The sequence below is a fragment of the Acinetobacter sp. YH12064 genome (assembly GCF_013419735.1).
GTDB lineage: Bacteria > Pseudomonadota > Gammaproteobacteria > Pseudomonadales > Moraxellaceae > Acinetobacter > Acinetobacter amyesii.
The window spans coordinates 1-18,967 of the sequence record NZ_VOZP01000008.1 but is presented as its reverse complement, the minus strand read 5'-3'; the positions used below and the strand labels follow the sequence as shown (position 1 = coordinate 18,967).

At 39.9% G+C, this 18,967-nt stretch carries 16 protein-coding genes; 4 read left to right on the top strand and 12 right to left on the bottom strand.

All coding sequences use genetic code 11. The annotated features are described in order from the left end of the window. Positions 1-56 precede the first annotated feature (56 nt). Entirely contained in the window at positions 57-512 is a 456-nt protein-coding gene (locus FTU13_RS09515) for a DUF441 domain-containing protein (protein ID WP_111885075.1), read from the top strand. A 32-nt stretch (positions 513-544) separates the two neighbouring features. Here FTU13_RS09515 and FTU13_RS09510 read toward each other — a convergent pair whose 3' ends face one another. The 10 genes from FTU13_RS09510 to FTU13_RS09465 form a co-directional block, all read right to left on the bottom strand. Next, positions 545-1,711: a CynX/NimT family MFS transporter gene (locus FTU13_RS09510; RefSeq protein WP_257226741.1), complete on the bottom strand. Its 1,167-nt coding sequence runs from the start codon at positions 1,709-1,711 to the stop codon at positions 545-547. Between the two features lie 318 nt (positions 1,712-2,029). After that, entirely contained in the window at positions 2,030-3,040 is a 1,011-nt protein-coding gene (locus tag FTU13_RS09505; protein ID WP_180127772.1) for a sensor domain-containing diguanylate cyclase, read from the bottom strand. Positions 3,041-3,294: 254 nt separating this feature from the next. Further along, the gene (locus FTU13_RS09500) at positions 3,295-3,561 is read right to left on the bottom strand and encodes a gamma-glutamylcyclotransferase family protein (protein WP_257226742.1); all 267 of its coding nucleotides are present in this window, start codon (positions 3,559-3,561) and stop codon (positions 3,295-3,297) included. A 69-nt stretch (positions 3,562-3,630) separates the two neighbouring features. Next, a complete protein-coding gene (locus FTU13_RS09495; RefSeq protein ID WP_078189020.1) occupies positions 3,631-4,551 on the bottom strand; it encodes a LysR family transcriptional regulator in 921 nt (306 codons plus the stop codon). A gap of 244 nt (positions 4,552-4,795) precedes the next feature. Beyond that, on the bottom strand, positions 4,796-6,511 hold the full coding sequence (locus FTU13_RS09490; protein WP_180127770.1) for an AAA family ATPase: 1,716 nt from the start codon (positions 6,509-6,511) through the stop codon (positions 4,796-4,798). Positions 6,512-6,607: 96 nt separating this feature from the next. Further along, on the bottom strand, positions 6,608-8,623 hold the full coding sequence (locus FTU13_RS09485; RefSeq protein WP_180161107.1) for a hypothetical protein: 2,016 nt from the start codon (positions 8,621-8,623) through the stop codon (positions 6,608-6,610). Between the two features lie 212 nt (positions 8,624-8,835). Beyond that, on the bottom strand, positions 8,836-9,603 hold the full coding sequence (locus FTU13_RS09480) for a 1-acyl-sn-glycerol-3-phosphate acyltransferase (RefSeq protein WP_180127766.1): 768 nt from the start codon (positions 9,601-9,603) through the stop codon (positions 8,836-8,838). An 11-nt stretch (positions 9,604-9,614) separates the two neighbouring features. Beyond that, positions 9,615-10,730: a beta-ketoacyl-ACP synthase III gene (locus tag FTU13_RS09475; protein WP_111885081.1), complete on the bottom strand. Its 1,116-nt coding sequence runs from the start codon at positions 10,728-10,730 to the stop codon at positions 9,615-9,617. Positions 10,731-10,760: 30 nt separating this feature from the next. Next, entirely contained in the window at positions 10,761-14,648 is a 3,888-nt protein-coding gene (gene hrpA / locus FTU13_RS09470; RefSeq protein ID WP_218955136.1) for an ATP-dependent RNA helicase HrpA, read from the bottom strand. Positions 14,649-15,181: 533 nt separating this feature from the next. Continuing rightward, positions 15,182-15,625 (bottom strand): hypothetical protein, encoded by a 444-nt coding sequence (locus tag FTU13_RS09465; RefSeq protein ID WP_180127762.1) that lies wholly within the window; start codon positions 15,623-15,625, stop codon positions 15,182-15,184. 356 nt (positions 15,626-15,981) lie between these two features. Between FTU13_RS09465 and ahpC the strand changes: the two genes are divergently transcribed. From ahpC to FTU13_RS09450, 3 genes are all read left to right on the top strand, one after another. Further along, on the top strand, positions 15,982-16,545 hold the full coding sequence (gene ahpC / locus FTU13_RS09460) for an alkyl hydroperoxide reductase subunit C (RefSeq protein WP_078193727.1): 564 nt from the start codon (positions 15,982-15,984) through the stop codon (positions 16,543-16,545). A 290-nt stretch (positions 16,546-16,835) separates the two neighbouring features. Beyond that, on the top strand, positions 16,836-17,312 hold the full coding sequence (locus FTU13_RS09455) for a hypothetical protein (protein ID WP_180102882.1): 477 nt from the start codon (positions 16,836-16,838) through the stop codon (positions 17,310-17,312). Between the two features lie 218 nt (positions 17,313-17,530). Next, the gene (locus FTU13_RS09450) at positions 17,531-17,737 is read left to right on the top strand and encodes a KTSC domain-containing protein (protein ID WP_078189026.1); all 207 of its coding nucleotides are present in this window, start codon (positions 17,531-17,533) and stop codon (positions 17,735-17,737) included. A gap of 86 nt (positions 17,738-17,823) precedes the next feature. Here the strand turns inward: FTU13_RS09450 and FTU13_RS09445 are convergent, their stop codons facing one another. Both FTU13_RS09445 and FTU13_RS09440 read right to left on the bottom strand, forming a co-directional pair. After that, entirely contained in the window at positions 17,824-18,417 is a 594-nt protein-coding gene (locus tag FTU13_RS09445; RefSeq protein WP_180127760.1) for an O-methyltransferase, read from the bottom strand. 57 nt (positions 18,418-18,474) lie between these two features. Beyond that, positions 18,475-18,693: a DUF1653 domain-containing protein gene (locus tag FTU13_RS09440; RefSeq protein ID WP_180127758.1), complete on the bottom strand. Its 219-nt coding sequence runs from the start codon at positions 18,691-18,693 to the stop codon at positions 18,475-18,477. Between the last annotated feature and the right edge of the window lie 274 nt (positions 18,694-18,967).

Sequence of the window (18,967 nt, the reverse complement as noted above, 5' to 3'; positions counted from 1 at the left end):
TTAATGTTTCTGCGCTACACTATTGATTATTTATTGAAGTTTCTCACGAATATCCTATGTCTCAGCTGGATTTAAATCTGATCGTGTTATTGGTGTTATTGGCTTGTGGCATCTTTAGCCACAATACAGCGATCACCATAGCAGCAGGTGTCTTGATTGTTTTCCGCATCACGCCTTTAAGTGAATTTTTCCCCTATCTGCAACAATATGGCTTAAACATTGGCATTATTATTTTAACCATTGGCGTACTCACGCCGATCGCTAGCGGAAAAATTCCTGGTGATTCGATTTTAAAATCCTTTTTAAGTTGGAAATCCCTCGTCGCAATCGCCATTGGCATCTTTGTAGCATGGCTAGGCGGACGTGGTGTCAAACTGATGTCCAATCAGCCAGATGTAGTTGCCGGACTATTAATTGGGACAGTCGCAGGTGTTGCCATGCTGCGTGGTGTACCTGTCGGCCCACTCATTGCAGCAGGCATCTTGTCGCTACTGATTGGGATTAAACAATAAGGCCGTTGCTGACATAGCGGTTTAACAAAATTTTAATTTGAGCCATGCTGCATTTGAAATAAACGTCGACTAAGCATGATTCCAACGAATGATAATGCTGACATCAATATACCCGCCCAAAACCACGCTCCAGTTTGTGAAACCACAGTGGCAATCACAGGTGGCAGAACAAATTGTGATATGGCAGAGCATTGTAAAATCATGCCGACCGTCGTACTGATTGCCGCAGGATAAGGTGCAAAATGTAGTGCTTGCGCAAAAACCGTCGCAGCAACTAAGCCTCCAAAAAGCGAAAAACTGAACACCGTTAAATATTGCAGTAAAAACGGTAACGCATCTTTAAAGAGATAAAACCCTAAGGAGCAAATGATCAAAACTGCAAAACCCAGTTGGACTAAAGTTTTAGCTTGAAAACCACGCTGTAATAGCAGTCCACACCCCCATGTGCCCACAGCATTCGCAACGGCAACACTGGCTGTTAAAGCACCCGCCAGTTCTGCTGAAATTTGGTTTTGGGCATAAATCATCGGTAAGAAGCCCACCAATGCAAACCACTGCCCTGCATATGTCCCAAAAATGAGCGCCAAAAGCCATGCTGCTGGATGTTTAAGAGTATCTCGAATGAGACCAATAATAGGTGTTGTATTCAGCGCCACATTAGGCTGAGGAATAAACATGGCGATACAGAGTAGTAATGCCGCAGTGATCATAGCGAAACTGAGCCAAACCACACTCCAACCATATTGAGCAATTAGAAATGGCGCCACCAATAAGGCTATGCCCATACCTCCGCCCATATAAGCACTCCACAGCCCCATCTTTGCGCTGATGTGTTGTAGCGGTACAAGCTGACGGATAAATGCAGGCCCTGTGAGTGTCACCAATAAGAAGCCAAAGCCTTCTATGACACGCAGAAGCAACAAGGCATCAAAGCTTTGTGCAAAACTCCCCCATGCACTTGCCATCGTCAATAGACTTAAGCCCAATAAGATACACAGTTTAAATCCAATTTTTTGGATATAACTGCCAATCAACAATGCAAAGCACATTCCTGCGCCCTGTACCAATGAAAGCAATAAACCAGACTGAATAAAGCTAATACCAAGTTGCTGCTGTAATACAGGTATCGCGGGCGGTAATTTCCCGATATGCATTGCAGCAATAAAACCTGCCGCAATAATGAATAAATCTTTTGACATCCCTTTCATTGAATTGTCATGCTCTTTTCGCCATGCAATAGTGCACAGCTTAACAATTCAAAATATTATTTTGAGTCAAAAAACAAATGACCTTAGATGATTTTTCAATTATTTAATCATCTTGCACCGTCACATGCTAAGCGCACTTTGATTTAAATTAAACAATGATACTTAGTCATGTCATCTGCAATTGTTTGAGACAGGACAAGTTTTCATCAAAACGTTTTGCGATACTTTAGATAATATGAAGGTAGTGAACGAATTTACCTGCATAACTATGAGTGAATTATTTAAGCAGTGAGATATTTAGGCAGTGAGTTATTCAGGATTGATTTGTTTCCGTTCACGCTTATTGGCGTACATTTTCAAATCTGCCATTTCGACCAATTGATCAATAGATTGAGCATCTTCTGGAAATAAAGCCATGCCTATACTGGCACCAATTTTCAAGCTCATTTGCTCAAATACAAACGGCAGTCCGCAACTTTCTGCGATTCGATTCATCGCCGTTTGCGCACGTTCTAAGTTGGCAATATTGGTTAAGATCACAGCAAATTCATCTCCACCCAAGCGTGCGACCAAGTCATCTTGACGCGTTTCACGCAAAATGCGCTGCGCGATTTCTTTCAGTGCAGCATCCCCAATGCGATGTCCAAACTGATCATTAATCGGCTTCAGACCATCCATATCAATCATCAAGATACCCAACACTTTTTTCTGCGCACGTGCTTTTTCTATCCCTTGGCGTAAAAAGTCGACAAACAAAGCCCGATTGGCTAAGCCGGTTAAGCTATCTTGAGTCGCCAATTTATATAACTCTGTCGCACCGAAACGTGTCGCATGGTACATCGCCGCAGCGATCAACTCAGACATCAAACTTAATATATGTAAATCGGCTTCCTGAAAGGCATCGACTTGGTCAGAGTAAATCTTTAAAACACCGACACCTTCATCACAATGAATCAATGGCACCACAGCCATCGAACGCAACCCGACACGTCGACATGCCACGCGATCTACCCGCGCATCTGTTTCCGAATCTTGGCAATACAGTGTTTGTTTTTGCGCTATACATAGACCTGATAAGCTGTTTTCAATATGAAGTCTTAAACCCAATAAATGACTCGCCCCACCAGACACTGCACGATAGACCATATCACCATCTTCAGCCAACTCTACAACTGCACCTTTAGCATGTGTAATCTGCTGCGCCTGTTCTGCGACCACGGTCATCACTGCATTTAGATCTAAACCCAATTTAGCAATAGCTGTCTGAGTTTGAATCACAGACATGAGTTGAGTTGGTGAGGGTTCTATAGTATTTGGCATGATTGAGTTCAAACAGGGTTCAGTGTGAGATACAGCTCAATTCTAGAAATTATTCATTCACTTGTATAGCGATCTTAAAGTGATTTCTGTGCATTCATGCACTTTAGATACAACTCATTGAGATACTGCGCTTTAAAAGAAAATGCACTCAAGGAAACAACAGAGCAAGTGGAATCATCGATACACATATCGAAGGTTGGGGAAAGTCATGATGTTTGGATGACCCACGTATTTTCCGACTCTCCCCCTGGATATTATTTCAATGCGTAAATTTCACTCTGCACCCATTCTCCACCTTCCAATTGCACATCGACAGCCACACGTTGATATTCAGCCCCTTCAAATTCATCTAAAGCCTCCCAATGAGCTGCTAAGTTTTCAGAGAAAAAAACATAGCCTTCAATCGCATGACCTGCCTTCGATAAACGAATGCCCGGACTGCCCATCGCCGCACCCCAGCCTTTATGTTCTAATTCACCCCACACCACACCTTTCTTCCACTCGCCACCAATGCGGTCCATCACGTGATCATTGGGCTGACCTAGACGTCATGTCCCGTATACAAAAAGACTCTGTGTCATAGATCCTCCTTAGTTGGAATAATATTGATTGCGCTTTTGTGAGAATTTCGCCAACTGTTTTAGGAAGCCTTCAAAATAGCTTTTTTCAGCCTCTTCGGTACGATAGCCTGCGTACAAGGTCCGTCTTAAACCTTCAGGTGAAACACAATCTAAACGTCGAGAGGTCACCCAACCTTTTTGTTCATATTCATTTACCACCCAATCTGGTAATGCCGCAATACCACGACCACTTGCAACCAACTGAATCAGCATCTGGGTCAAATCTGTCGTACGGACGTGTTTAGGCTGAATATTGGCCGGTAAAAATAATTTCGCCATGATATCTAAACGATGTTTATCAACCGGATAGGTAATCAGCGTTTCTTCTGCTAATTCTTGAACAGTCACATTTGTCGCACGAACCAATGGATGTGTATTTGACAATACCAAACGAGACTCATATTCAAAGATTGGGAAATATTCCACACCTTTTAAATTAATCGGATCTGCCGTAATCAGAAGATCAAACTCGCCCGTTTGTAATAGTTCATGCGGATTGGCTTCAAAGCCAGAAGCAAAGTCCAAATCTACATCAGGGTATTGCTGACGGTAGACATTCAATAACGGCATCAGCCAGTCAAAGCAACTATGACATTCTGAAGAAAAAATAATTCGGCCGGTTTGACCATGCACAATCCGTGTAATGTCCGATTGCGCAATTTGAACTTGCGGTAAAATGTCATCGGCAAGGCGTAGTAAACGTTGCCCAACATTCGAAAAAGTCACAGGACGTGTGCGTCGGTTCACCACCTCTACCCCATACCAATGATCAAGCTCTTTCAACTGGTGTGAAAGTGCAGAAGGCGTTAAACACAGATCATTAGATGCAGCGACCAAAGAACCGTGTTCTCTGAGTGCCAATAAGGTTTTGAGATGGCGTAATTCCAACATGATTGTTCTCAACTAAACTTGGGAGCAACTTTGCAATCGAATAGTTTTCGCAAAGCATTAATGAATTATACTCATCTTATCATTATTTTATTAAGTTTTATTCATTTAAAGTTTTATTTGGAACTTTAATCACCAATTCATCGTTTTTAAGCAGATGCAAAGGATGAAAATAAACACGATGCCCCTTATTAAAAAAGCCAGATTGATCAATCTGGCTTTAAATGTATGTAATCCAAAGAATGTGTTATTCCACAAATAATAAAGCCAAACGAACTTGGTCATAACCCATGCGTGGACTGGTCAACTCCACAATTGGACGCAGCTTAACCGTGCCGTCATCATTATAATGTGCTGGGTCTTGTCGTTTCGCCAAACGTTTATAGATTTTACGCACCTGCTCAACCACGTCTTCTCCCGGATGTGCCACCGAGATATCTAAACCTTGCTCTTTTTGCAGACGAGCCAAATGGTTAATAATCGTAGCTGGTGTTAAACCACGCTCCACTGCAATATCTTGAATTTCATAACCTTCTTCAAACAATTCACGAGTTTGATCTAAAGTCGCTGTGGCAAAGCTTTGTTTCGCACCAGTTTTGGCAATTTTCTTTTCATTGCGCTCAATTTCCACTTCATTCAGTGTTCCGCCACAGTGACGAATAAAAGCTTTATGTTGTACGGTTAAATCGGCCTCTGCAAAATTGGTTTCCGCTTCGTCAGAGAGTTCCTGAAAGCGTCGATCGGCTTTAATCGCCAAACTGTCGAGTTCTAAGGATTGTTCATTAAAGCCAAGTAAACGCAGACCATCTAATGTTTTTAAACGAGACAATGCCACATACCCCTGACCCTTTTCAAAAGTATGCGTCAAGTTAATTTCAGCCGCTGCAAGGGTCATCCCTTGAGATTTATGAATGGTGATCGCCCAGGCCAAACGCAGTGGAATTTGTTGGAAACTGGCAATGGTTTTACCATCATCATTATCGACAGACCATGTTTCAGGTTCTACCACCAAGGTCGTGCCATCAGTGAGTTTTACTTTAGGCAAGATGCCATATTCATCATCTTCTTCAAAACCTATCACTTCACCGAGGCTGCCATTGATATAGCCCACGTCAAAGTTGTTTTTTACAAACATCACTTTGGCATTTTTCTTTAAGGTCAAAGTTTCCGGCGCACGCACTGAAGATTTTAAGGTTTCGATCAGTTTATCATTACCATCACATTGGGCTTCAAACTGGCGAGATTCTTGCTCAATTTCATTTAGATGTTTATAGTTAATACTATCTACATCCATATTATGGGTATACAAGCGCGTAAAGGTTTCACCTATATTTTGTGAACTTGTCTGCCTTAAAGCATGCAAATGATCGCCAGTAATTTGCTGAGCACGAATCGCATTTAGAATATCATTGAGATAGTCATTACCCTGACGATGTTGTTCGGTCAAATAACACACGCGAAACTTCGCTTCTACCCATGCCTCAGACATAAAGCAAAACTTGTCACGGTTTAATTCACCTTTGCGTCCCACAGGGGGTAACTGGAAGAAGTCACCTGCAACAATGACTTGAATCCCCCCAAAAGCATCTTCACTGTCTTTAAAAAATTTTAAAACTTTATTCACCAAGTTTAATTGCTTGGCATGCAACATCGAAATTTCATCGATGATTAAAACTTGGGCATTTTCCAAATGCTCTTTTAAATATTTACGTTCTTTTAAGCGCTTTAACTCATCTTCGGAAATCGCATCTTTAATCCCAATCCCTGCCCATGTATGAATTGTCATGCCATTCATATGGGTTGCAGCAATCCCTGTAGAAGCCGTAATTGCCACCGGCACTTTGCGCGCTTTTAGATAATTGATGTACTGATTTAAAGTATAAGTTTTACCTGCACCAGCCGAACCTGTTAAAAACACATTTTCGCCTGCTTTGAGCAGCTTGAGTGCAGTTTCTTGTTTCATAAGACCTATACCGTAAAAGAACGGCTATAGCCTAACGATTTTTGACTCAAAAGTTAAGCGCACAACACAGTTTACTAAATCCGTATTTCGCCAATCTTACTTTAAGCTATTGAACCTATTTAAAAATTCTTTGGCGATATTTACTTTTTCTATTTCTGCTTGGGTATTATTTGAATACTCAAGTTGATCAAAAACCAAAATGTGGTTTTGCACATGACAGCCCAAAGTCATCGATACATGCAAAATGGGATGGTACATATGAAAAGCTACATATACTCTTGCAATGATACTGGCGCTATAACTTAATGCCAAACAATGTTTCAATTGAATAGATTCATCAATAATTCGATCGATGGTTTTTAACTCTTCAAAGACCCACTCTTGAAAATAGATTTTGTCTTTTGTTGTAAATGGCTGCCAAACCGTTGTCGCAAATTGACGCTTTAATTGAGTTAACACTTCCTGCTTTTGTTGCTTGGCATGCCAATGTACCGCCTGATGAAAGACTCCATTCCAGGTAATATTTTTAGGGACTGTATGACCTGTAGAATAAGTCGCACTGACATAATCACGCACATAGGCATCAAATACAGATACTCTTAAATTAGCATGCTTTAAATAAAATAAATTTCGAAAATCCTGCAGTTGAATTTTATGCTGTCGTAACATACTTAAAAACTGGCGATTTTCTTGGGTTTCTGGACGGATATAATCCATCAAAGCCTGCGGTAAATGCTGCGTACAACGTACTAAATGTTGTAGATAGGCCTGCATAATACGGCTCAAAGGTAGATAGACTTTTTTTATGGCCTGATCCTCCGCGCCTAACACCTGTCGCATTAAGATCAACCACTCATCTAAATACAAAATCGATGGGCTGATCACTACACGATGGTCATCATGCTGCAGATATTTTCGCTGTAAAACAAACTGCAGATTTTTTTCATGATTAAACCAATCATGTTCATGCGCAATCGTATGGCAATTTTGAATAAATAAGCGCGCTGCAACAAATTGAAAATGTTGTAAGGTCGCAAGAATCAATGTGGGATGCATTTGCTGTGTATCGACAAAACTTAATGCCGTCACAGTCACTCGTACATTACTGTGTTGAAAATTACGACTCAGCCAATCCAATACTTCGGCTGACTGCTTGAACATCCATCGCACTGCACGATTGTTATCGAGTAAAGGGAGTTTTCCACATTTTTTTTGCCAAATAGCTGTGGCTTGCACAAAATTGCTATGGCTTAATATGTCCTGCTCTGCCCAAACATCCCGATGCATCAAACGAATAAAACCCAGCAAATTGGGGCGCTCATATGCATGGTCGAGCAACAAAATAATATCTTCTATATGTTCATTTAATTCTTGTAAATTGAACCGATCTTCATAACTCAAACTCATGATCCGGTAAATCGTTGGATCTAAAAATTGTGCTGTAGCAAAACAAATCTCGTCCAAACTATCCATCAAGAGCTGTATCGGCAATATTTCAGCTTCTGTAAGTGAGTTGAGTGCGAACATCTGCTCAATCTTTTGCATCAACCAATGTGGTAGACAGATTTGGCATTCGATATACGTTTGTAATAGCGGTGTCTGATAAATCTGCTGCTCTTGCATCAACTGATCAAAAATTTGCGCTTCAACTGCTGTCATCTGTGCTAAAAACTGCTGAACACGCGCTGGCCCATTTAGATGTAGAAAAACCGACTGTAAGATCAATTGTCTAAATTGCTGTGCTTTTTCTCTGAGCAAGAGTGAATGTTGCGGCTTTAGGTCGCCAGTAAAAAAATACAATTCATGAAATAAGAAATCTTCTACTACTTCAATACATGGCACGGTCAAATGCAATTCAACAATTTTGATGGGTCTAAATGGACTTCTAGGAAACTGATAGCCAATCGATTCACGACTTTGTAGCTGTAAGGTCCACAGTCCATTACACAGTTGAATGCGGTGCTGCTCTTGTTCAATTTTAAAGATATTTTGTGAATTGAGTGCTGTAGCAAGATCCATTTGCTCTTGATACAACTGCTTTAAACTTGGAGATATTCGAATAAGTTGCCGAGCAATATGCTCAAGCTGCGGGGTCAAGCTTTTCTTTTCCATCTTCCGCCCTAACGATCGTTGATTATTTTTCAACCTTCACTATAGTCAAAGTTTAATGCTCCGACTACTGCCATTAATCAGCCAAATAGCTGCACAAAAGGTCAATACAAAGGCGTTCAATAAAAAAATCTAAAAGCTATTGTTGTGACTCATTTCTCTACAATTTTGAGCTGTGACGAATAAAAATGGATGAAGTTGAAGAGTAGTTACTATTATTGATTTGTAGAATGTTGTTCTGCACGGATTCTTTTGAGCTGTTCTATCGCAGTGTAAATATCTTGTTGTAGAGCCTCTCGATAACGCTTTAAATCCTCCACACTCTGAATATGACTTAAACTTTGACGGGGTAAAAATTGAAAATAGAACGGAATGCGCTTGGGGATAATCCGTTTGGGTAAAGACGGAATCACATCACCATGGCGTAATAATTTATCGAGTTTTTGTATTTTTAATAGTTGTTTAAACCAACGATGTTCAACGATCACACTGGCATCAAAGCCCAGCTCAAAGACTTCATCCCCACCTAAAGCGGCAAAAGGCACGATGTCATAATTAAATTCTTGCGCCAGTTTTAAAAAGCCATAACGTTGCTTCCAAATCAGTTGATAGGCTTCGCCTTTGCGTTTCAAAACCTCTCGACCACCACCGGGAAAAACTAAAATGGAATAACCTTGTTGCATCACTGTTCTGACATAGTCCTGAATACCTTGGACTGCACCGAACTTTTTGACCATGCCACGCCAACCAGGCAAATAAAAATGGCTATGATCAGCAATACTGACCACAGCCACTTTATGTTGATTGTAGAGATAATCAATAATCACCGGTGAATCGAGTACACCGTAAATTGTGTGATTCCCTACATACATTGCAGGTTTTGATGCATCAATATATTCAGCGCCAAAAAAGGTCGGCGTGAAATACATGCGGGATAAAGCGCTTAAACGCTTTATCCATTTTGCATCATGTTCAACCTGCAAATGTGCTGACCTTAGGCAGCATCATGTTTTTGAACAAGTACAGAACCTACTGAGTAGCCTGCACCAAATGAGCAAAGTACGCCATATTCGCCATGGTTTACTTCATTCGCAGTACGGTGCAATGCAATAATGACACCTGCTGATGAAGTATTGGCAAATTCATCAAGAATGATTGGAACAAGGTCTGGCTGAGCATGTTCTTTACCCACAACCAGTTTCAGAATCAATTCATTCATGCTGGCATTTGCTTGGTGTAACCAGAAGCGTTTTACATCTGTTGCCGCAATTTTATTGTCATCCAATTGCTTAGTGATCATTTTCGCCACTAATGGACACACTTCTTTAAATACTTTACGACCGTCTTGACGGAAACGGTTGTTGTCGATGTCAGCATCGACTTCACTCATATTTAAGTAACCGAAGTTGTTACGAATGTTGTTTGAGAACTGAGTAAACAGGTCAATATCCAACACTTCAAAACCAGCTTTGGTTTCAGTTTCTTCAATGATCGAAGCCGTTGCAACGTCACCAAAGATGAAGTGACAGTCACGCATACGGAAATCTGTGTGACCAGATGTGATCTCAACGTTTACCAATAACACTCGACGAGCGCCTGATTTGATCGCGTCATAGGCTTGCTTGATACCAAAAGTTGCAGCTGAACATGCAACGTTCATGTCATAGGCATAACCCTGAATACCCAACGCAGTTTGAATTTCAATTGAAACGGCTGGATATGCACGTTGAATATTTGAACAAGACAAAATCACTACATCGATGTCTTCTGCAGTCACGCCTGCATTTTCCATCGCTTGTTTAGCAGCAGCTACGCCCCATTCCGCTTGAATAGACAATTCATCATTTGAACGTTCATGCAATACTGGACGTAAACGTTTTGGATCTAAAATACCGCTTTTTTCAGCAACATAACGTGCTTTCACGCCAGATGCTTTTTCGATAAATTCTGCACTTGAACCACGGCGCGCTTCTAGCTCACCGGCTTCAATTTTTTCAGCATTATCACTGTTGTACTGTTCCACATAAGCATTTAAAGCTTCAACTAACTCTTCGTTAGTAATTACGTCTTCTGGATGATAAAGACCTGTACCCGTAATGCGGATGCCCATGTAAAACTCCTTTTAGAAAATACCTATATCTTAACTGATTCCGAGCTTATCCCATACTTTTTGCAAGCGGGATGGAGAAATTGGCATCTTGGTCTTCATTGGTTGAGAGAAAATAGAGATGCGTAACTCCTCAACCATGAAATACAATTCTTTAAGGCGAGTGTCATTTTTAAACTTAAATAATTTTTCCATCCATGGGTCAACTTGATCAATGGCAGAATTGTCCCTTTGTAGGTTATTTGGCAAGCGGTCTAAACGCAAGACTAATGCCTTCAAATATCTTGGAAATTCGAGCCACACATCGGAAGTTTTGCCATAAACAAAATCTGAAAGTTGCATCAAATCGAGTTGATCTTCAATGTCATCAATGTTCTTTCCAAACACAGAATCATCTAAAACCAACAATTTCCGACGTATATCCTGCCATTGAATATAGGTTTCGGTTAAGACGGCTAATGCTTGTTGCCCATGGGTTAAGAAAGATTTCTTTACATTTAAAATCAGGTTTTGGTACTCCTGCACATTGACAGGTAGCTCATTTATTGCAAGCTGAAGTGTGGCATAAACTAACATTTGCTCTAGTTTGGCTTTGTCACCTAGCGGTGAATAAGCCAATGCCAAGGGTTTAGAAATCTGTTTTTTCAACTGACGAACTAAGTCACCCAATTGCATATGAACCAAACGAATGATCCCTTCGCGGTGTTGTTTGACTGCTTCAAATTGGTCATTGAAGGTCTGAATCACCACGCCAGATTCGTCTTTGGCATCCAACTCTGCAAAGCCTTTGACTGGAACAAGCGCTTGATATTGTTTCACCACCACACCCGTGACTTTTTGTGATGCTTCGAACACAAAATTATCAGGGAAGGTTTTAAACTCACCTTTTAACTGTTTGACTGGGCTATGAGTTTCCGTACGACAGCGTGCTTTGAGTTCATCTAGATCACGACCTTGCTCAATCACACGGCCTTTTTCATCAATGACTTTGATTAAAGGCAGCAGATATTGCTCAACGCGTTCCCAAGAAAAGTCTTTGTCTGTGATTTGCTCACCGCGCAGTTGGTATGCCAAGAAACTAAAAATATGCTCGCGCAAATGCATGGCATCGACACGATCCATCAATTTACGAGCCGTATCAGGTATTGGCACCAAGTGACGGCGTTTATCCTTAGGCAGGGCTTTAAGCAAGGCTTCAATCAGGTCTTGTCGCCAACCGGGTATGCCCCATGACCAAATATTTTCATCCACTTGCGGCAAAGCTTGAACTGGAATTTTGACCGTTGCACCATCTTCATCATGACTTGGGTCAAAACGATAACTTGCAGCCAAACGCAGTTCACCATTTCGTAGGTAGTCTGGAAATTGCTGGGTCGTTGGACGGTCATTCATCCAAAGCGCATCATCATCGATAAATAAATACCGTGGATTTTTCGGTTCTACAGTTGCACGCCAGTCTTCAAAACTACGACGACTTGCCACCTCTTCAGGCACTTTTGCAGCATAAAATTGGTAGATGGTTTCTTCATCCACTACTAAATCACGACGACGCAGTTTATCTTCAACACGCTCAACTTCTTCGAGTTTTAATAAATTGTGTTTTAAGAACGGCGGCGTAATACCCAAATGTCCCGTCGTCAACGCATCGCGTAGGAAAATTTCATGCGCCGCCGGATGATCCACTTTTTCATAATTAATCTGACGACGTGGCTCAATAATCAAACCAAATAAAGAAATTTGATCATAGGCATTGACTACACCAGATTTTTTGGACCAATGAGGTTCAAAATAATGATGCTTCAATAAATCGCCTGCAGCCAATAAAATCCATTCAGGTTCAATTTTCGCCAATGTACGAAGATATACCTGAGAGGTTTCCACCATCTCAAAAGCTATGACCCAAGGTGTATTGGTTTTATGCAAAGTTGATGCAGGGAAAATGCGTGCCTTTTGCTGACGCACCGCCATGAATACATTGCGTTCATCTGTTTTATTGGCAATAAATGAAAGCAACCCTGTTAAAAGCGCACGGTGCAAATTTTCGTAATTGGCCTTCTTTTCATTAAAAGAGAGTTTCAAGCCCTGAGCTAAATCCACCAATTGCTCATGGGTTTTTTTCCACTCACGAAGACGTAACCAACTGAGGAAATGATTGCGTGCAAATGTACGACGCTTATTTTCACTCATGTCACGGTTAGCAACCAAAGCTTCCCACAACTTGATATAAAACAAGAAATCTGAGTCAGCTTCACGGAACAAAGCATGTTTCTGATCGGCCTGCATTTGTTTATCCGCAGGACGTTCACGTGGATCTTGTACCGCTAAAGCAGCGACAATAATCAAGACTTCATTTAATACGCCAAAATGCGCTCCACCCAAAATCATCCGTGCAAGACGTGGGTCGATCGGCATTTTCGCCATTTGCTGACCAATTTTGGTTAAAGCACCATTTTTATTATTCGCATGTTTTGTGCCTTGTTTTGCTTGGTTTTCCGAAGCAACTTGCGGTGCATACGCCGATTTTTCTTTTAAAGCACCTAATTCAATTAACAGCTTACGACCATCATTCACCAAACGATGATCTGGCGGCTCAATAAAATCGAAGTCTTCTAATTCACCAAAGCCCAAACTTTGCATTTGCAAAATAACCGAGGCCAAGTTGGTTCGTTTAATCTCCGGTTCGGTAAATTCAGGACGACTCATAAAGTCTTCTTCTGAATACAGTCGAATACACACACCCGGTGCAATACGACCACAACGACCTTTACGCTGATTTGCTGCCGCCTGTGATACAGCCTCAATTGGTAGACGCTGTACACGTGAGCGATAGTTATAACGGGATATACGTGCAAAGCCACTATCAATTACATAGCGAATATTTGGCACAGTTAAGGCAGTTTCTGCCACGTTGGTGGCAATAATAATCCGTCGCCCACCGCCTGATGGATTAAAGATCTTTTGCTGTTCTGCCAAAGCCAATCGAGCATATAAAGGTAAAACTTCGGTATGTTTTGGCCCAAACTTTTGCAGTGTTTCCTGTAACTCACGTATTTCTTGTTCAGTGCTGGCAAAAATCAAAATGTCGGCATGTTCAGGATGACCTTTTTCCTGTGCATCTTGAAAACATTCTTCTACTGCCGAAACAACGGCACGCGGTAGATTTTCTTCAAAATCATCAAACTCATCGTCATCACTGCCAACAATACTCAGCTCTGAAATCGGACGATAACGGAGTTCTACCGGAAAGCTTCGACCTTCGACTTCAAAAATGGGGGCCCCATTAAAGTAATTCGAGAAGCGATTTACGTCTAATGTCGCGGAAGTAATAATGACTTTGAGATCTTTACGGCGTGGCAAGAGCTGTTTGAGATAGCCCATGATGAAGTCGATATTCAGCGAACGTTCATGCGCTTCATCGATAATAATCGTGTCATATTTATTTAAGAATCGGTCATTGGCCAGTTCAGCCAATAAAATACCGTCGGTCATTAAACGAACAATCGAATCTTGCGAACCTTGTTCATTGAAACGAACTTTAAAGGAGATCGACTCCCCCAGCTTTTCGCCCACTTCTTCTGCAATACGTTGCGAAACACTACGCGCTGCTAGTCGACGGGGTTGAGTATGACCAATCAAACCTGTTAAACCACGACCTGCAAGCATGGCAATTTGAGGCAACTGGGTGGTTTTACCCGAACCCGTTTCACCTGCCACAATAATCACTTGATGCTTTTGAATCGCTTCAATTAGTTTGTCCGCATACTGCGTAACAGGTAAGTCTTGATTTAATTTAATATTGGGAATGCGGGCAATCCGTTCGCGCACTTTCGCATTCGACTTTTCAAACAAATCTTGAAATTTTTCAGGATTGGCTTCTTTGCCTTTTTTCAGCCGACTTAAGCGATGGCGATCACGAACCATGACCAATTGATCGACATTTAACTGACTTGGCACAGATGCATTATCCTAATAATTAAAATAGAACCGAATATTTTACGCTGTATGTAAAAATAGTGAAAGATGAATCTATTTTTTGCGTGCCTGAAACCAATAGGTAAAGCCGAACAGAATAAAATGATAAAAAACTAAAATTGCGGCCAATAGCCAATAATTGCCACATGCTTCAATACTGCCATGTAATGGCTGATAAAATGACACTGTATAGAATATACTCAATGGCACAATTAAAAACATCAATAAAGTGAAAGTGATGATCAAGAAATGATGAACAGATTTTGCTAAGCACAAAAAAATTGAAAATAAAATGCAAATCTACCCAATAAAAATAAATAAAAGAGGTTCATCCGATGAAGAACCATTCATTTCAGCATAATAATTAATTTGATTCGGGCTAGCACCTTGAAATGAAAGCACATTCTTGATTCATCCAGTACAGAATAATAAAGCCACATGCTGACTAGAATAGGCAACTCAAGCCAATCCATTTGAAAGCTTTATACATTAGTTTCAGTGCCATAGAAAATGTAAACGAAACTAAAAACAATAAATATGCTCTGCCCGATCACCCATGTGAACAACCAACCATTATGACAATAAACAATACTGTCATAGATAATTTTTGAAATTGAAGCAGTTTCTATCATTAAAATGATGATGAATTGAAAAATCGCATATAGCCATAATATAACCACATACCAAGCACGTCTAAATGATAGCAACAGTGGGAAAAAAAAGAAGATTCCAACGATTCCCATGCTACTCAATAGCGTAGGATCATCTGATGAAGTTCCTAATAGTTCATTAAAATAGGTCGCTTTTTGAGGTTGCAAGTATTCATAGATACATAAATTTGTACCTGTGTCTTCAACTTTAAGAATACATAGTGATGCAAGTGCAAGACTGAGAATGGCAATGATACGAAAAAATTGACTAAGCACCTGATCAAATCTGGAGTCATTTTATGTTCATGCCATCTTATATGAACAAATTCTATAATTTGAAATATTTTTTATAACTTTTTTAGAGATCACCCTTGAAATCTTATGCCACAAGCATCATGTTGGTTACAGACTTTGAAAAGATGATTTTGTCATTTTACTTTCAACTTTATATGGCATTGATATGGCTTATATCGAATGAAATAATGATAAATAATCGTTATTGCTGAAATAGTTCTGGAGTGTACTAATTCGGATTTTCCGATATTAGTTATGTAAAAATACTATTTCAGCAATAAGAAAAATTTCTGTACCCTATTGGAAATCAAAAACAAACCTCAATCATGGAGACAATGATGAGCTTAATTAATACTGAAGTTAAACCGTTTAAAGCACAAGCATTCCAAAATGGTCAATTCATCGAAGTAACTGAAGCTGATCTTAAAGGTAAATGGTCTGTTGTATTCTTCTACCCAGCTGACTTCACTTTCGTTTGCCCAACTGAACTTGGTGACCTTGCTGACAACTATGCAGAATTCCAAAAACTAGGTGTTGAAATCTACTCAGTTTCTACTGACACTCATTTCACTCACAAAGCTTGGCACGATTCTTCAGAAGAAATCAAAAAAATCCAATACGTAATGGTTGGTGATGCGAACTGGACTCTTGCTAAAAACTTTGACGTATTAATCGAAGCTGACGGTCTTGCTGATCGTGGTACTTTCGTTATCGATCCAGAAGGTAAAATCCAAATCGTTGAAATCAACGCAGGTGGTATCGGTCGTGATGCTCAAGAACTTCTTCGTAAAGTTAAAGCAGCTCAATACGTACACGCTCACCCAGGCGAAGTTTGCCCAGCTAAATGGAAAGAAGGCGACGCAACTCTTGCTCCTTCAATCGACCTAGTTGGTAAAATCTAATCTGTATTAGATTGAACTGATTCAAAAACCACGCTTTTAGCGTGGTTTTTTATGCCTATTATTGGAGAGTATGTACCTCTATATACCCTACGCAGTTCACACTTTATTCCTACAACTTTAACGCTCAAGCACATTCCACATATCTGTAGATATTCATCAAGTTAGAGCTTACACAAATATAATAAAAATGCGCCGCAAACCCGAGTGTCTAGGCTTACATCTTTGCCAGTATTTCAGTATTTTTAACATGAATTTTAGGTCAATTGCTTATTTCAGGAAGATGTAAGCCCATGAAAAAATATTTCGTCTCGATCATTTTAATTTTATGTTCGTTTACAACTTTTGCTGCCGTGAACTGCGAAGGTGAAATTAAAAACCAAAGTATTCGTGAAGATATTAAAGTCAAAAAAAATTGTCAGCTTGAAGGTTTAATTCTTCATGGCAATGTTATTTTAGAAAATGGCGCAAGTGTTGAACTGCATGACAACCATATCAAAGGCAATATTGAATCGAATAAAAATTTTACCAAGATCATTGCCAATCATAACAATATCAGTGGCAATGTCGATTTTACGACAGGGAAAAACATCCAACTCCTCAATAACCAAATTTCAGGCGACCTGAAATTAAAGAAAAATAACGGCAATATTGTTCTAAATAATAATGAAATCGCAGGTAATTTGATTTGTCTTGAAAATGCTTTTTCAATTAATGGCAGTAACAACCAAGTCAAAGGCAATAAATCAGAACAATGCCGTAGTTTTTAACTCCCCCGACACCAACAAGTGAGAATGACGCTTATGGCATTTCTCTGAACTGGCATTATTTTTATCAAATTAGTTGATAAAGAAATGAAAAAAATGTGAGATAAAACATTATTTTTTAACAATTCTGCAATACTCCATGCCCCGAATTTATCTTAATTTCAAATGAGATAAACCTTTAACTGCAGTATGACTATAACAACGCAATAAGGGGGTGGCTTATGACAACAACTGTTGTAACTTCTTGGAAATACAGTTCTTCTTCACGTTACTTAAAAATATTTTATGCGAATGGTTCTGGGGATCTCTTTTATCCAGTTTCACCTTTTATTTATGATAATTTACTTCGATGTAGTGATAAAACGGCATTTGTCCACAAATACTTAGAATATGATCTACATTTTTCACGCGTAAGCTTACAGGGTTAAACCGCTACGAGCTTGGTGCTATAGCAACAGTATTTTTATTAATTAAAAAATATTTTCAATCAAATCAGGGCTGAATGCCCTGATTTCTAGTTGCGCCAAGTCACCATAAAGAGCCCTGCGCCCACATTTAATATCGTACTGATAAAACGGTCATCCGCTTCAACACGTTGGATAAATTCAGCGACCTCATTGGTATGTGATAGCACATTGTCCACGATTAACACGCCACTTTGAACTTGTATCAATTCAGCTAAATATGGCCAATACGCGATATACGCATCACGTTCTGCATCCAATAAAATGAAGTCATAACGCTGATTTAACTGCTGTAAAAAATGCAGCGCATCGCCATGATGAAATTCAATGTATTCGGATAAAGCTAAATTTTCCGCATGCTGTTTAGCTTGTTCGATACGCGCTGCATCAATTTCAATGGTTTCGACTCGCCCTTGTGTAGACTGGGCAGTATCTGCCAACCACAGCGTGGAATAGCCTGTAGATGTTCCAATTTCCAAGATCTGTTTGGCTTGTTTTAAGCGAATTTGCATAGCCAAAAACAGTGCAGACTCAGGCTCAATATTTCGGTAACGCGCAAGTCGGTTATTTTGCGCAGCATCGTGAGCACTAAAGTCTGCATAGAGTTGTTGCATATAGTTTTTAAAATTTGCATCCATGCTCATGATTCTGTCCTTTTGTTATTTCTTTCATATTTAAAGATTAAAGTACTAAATATCTGCTTAGTGGGGTTCTTGGATCAGTTTAAAACGTGGTATTACTTTACCATCAATTTCGACGGTTTCCATAAACATCTCTAAGGGTCTGACCCACATGGAATAGTCGTCATACAAGCACTGATAGACCACAACTTTTTCACGCGTTTCACTGTGTGTTGCAACATGAAAGACTTGATACAACTGACCTTTATAATGCTGATAAATTCCTCGTTTAACCTGCATGCCATTTCCCTAAAATGTTCTCAATACAATAGCATTGACTCTAGCATTCTCTCGCTTAATGCGCGATGAATTCGTTTATTTTTCCACTAATTAACTTGAATTTCTCGATAATGGCCCAATATTGACTGCATTCACATCAGCATATTCTTATGATTTAGAAAGAAATTTAATCATTTGATTTGTAAAACCGATTAATTTTATAAAAACAAACCGTTTCACCTATTTAATGGTTTGTTCTATCATTCTCTCATCAAATAAATTTACTCCTCTGGAG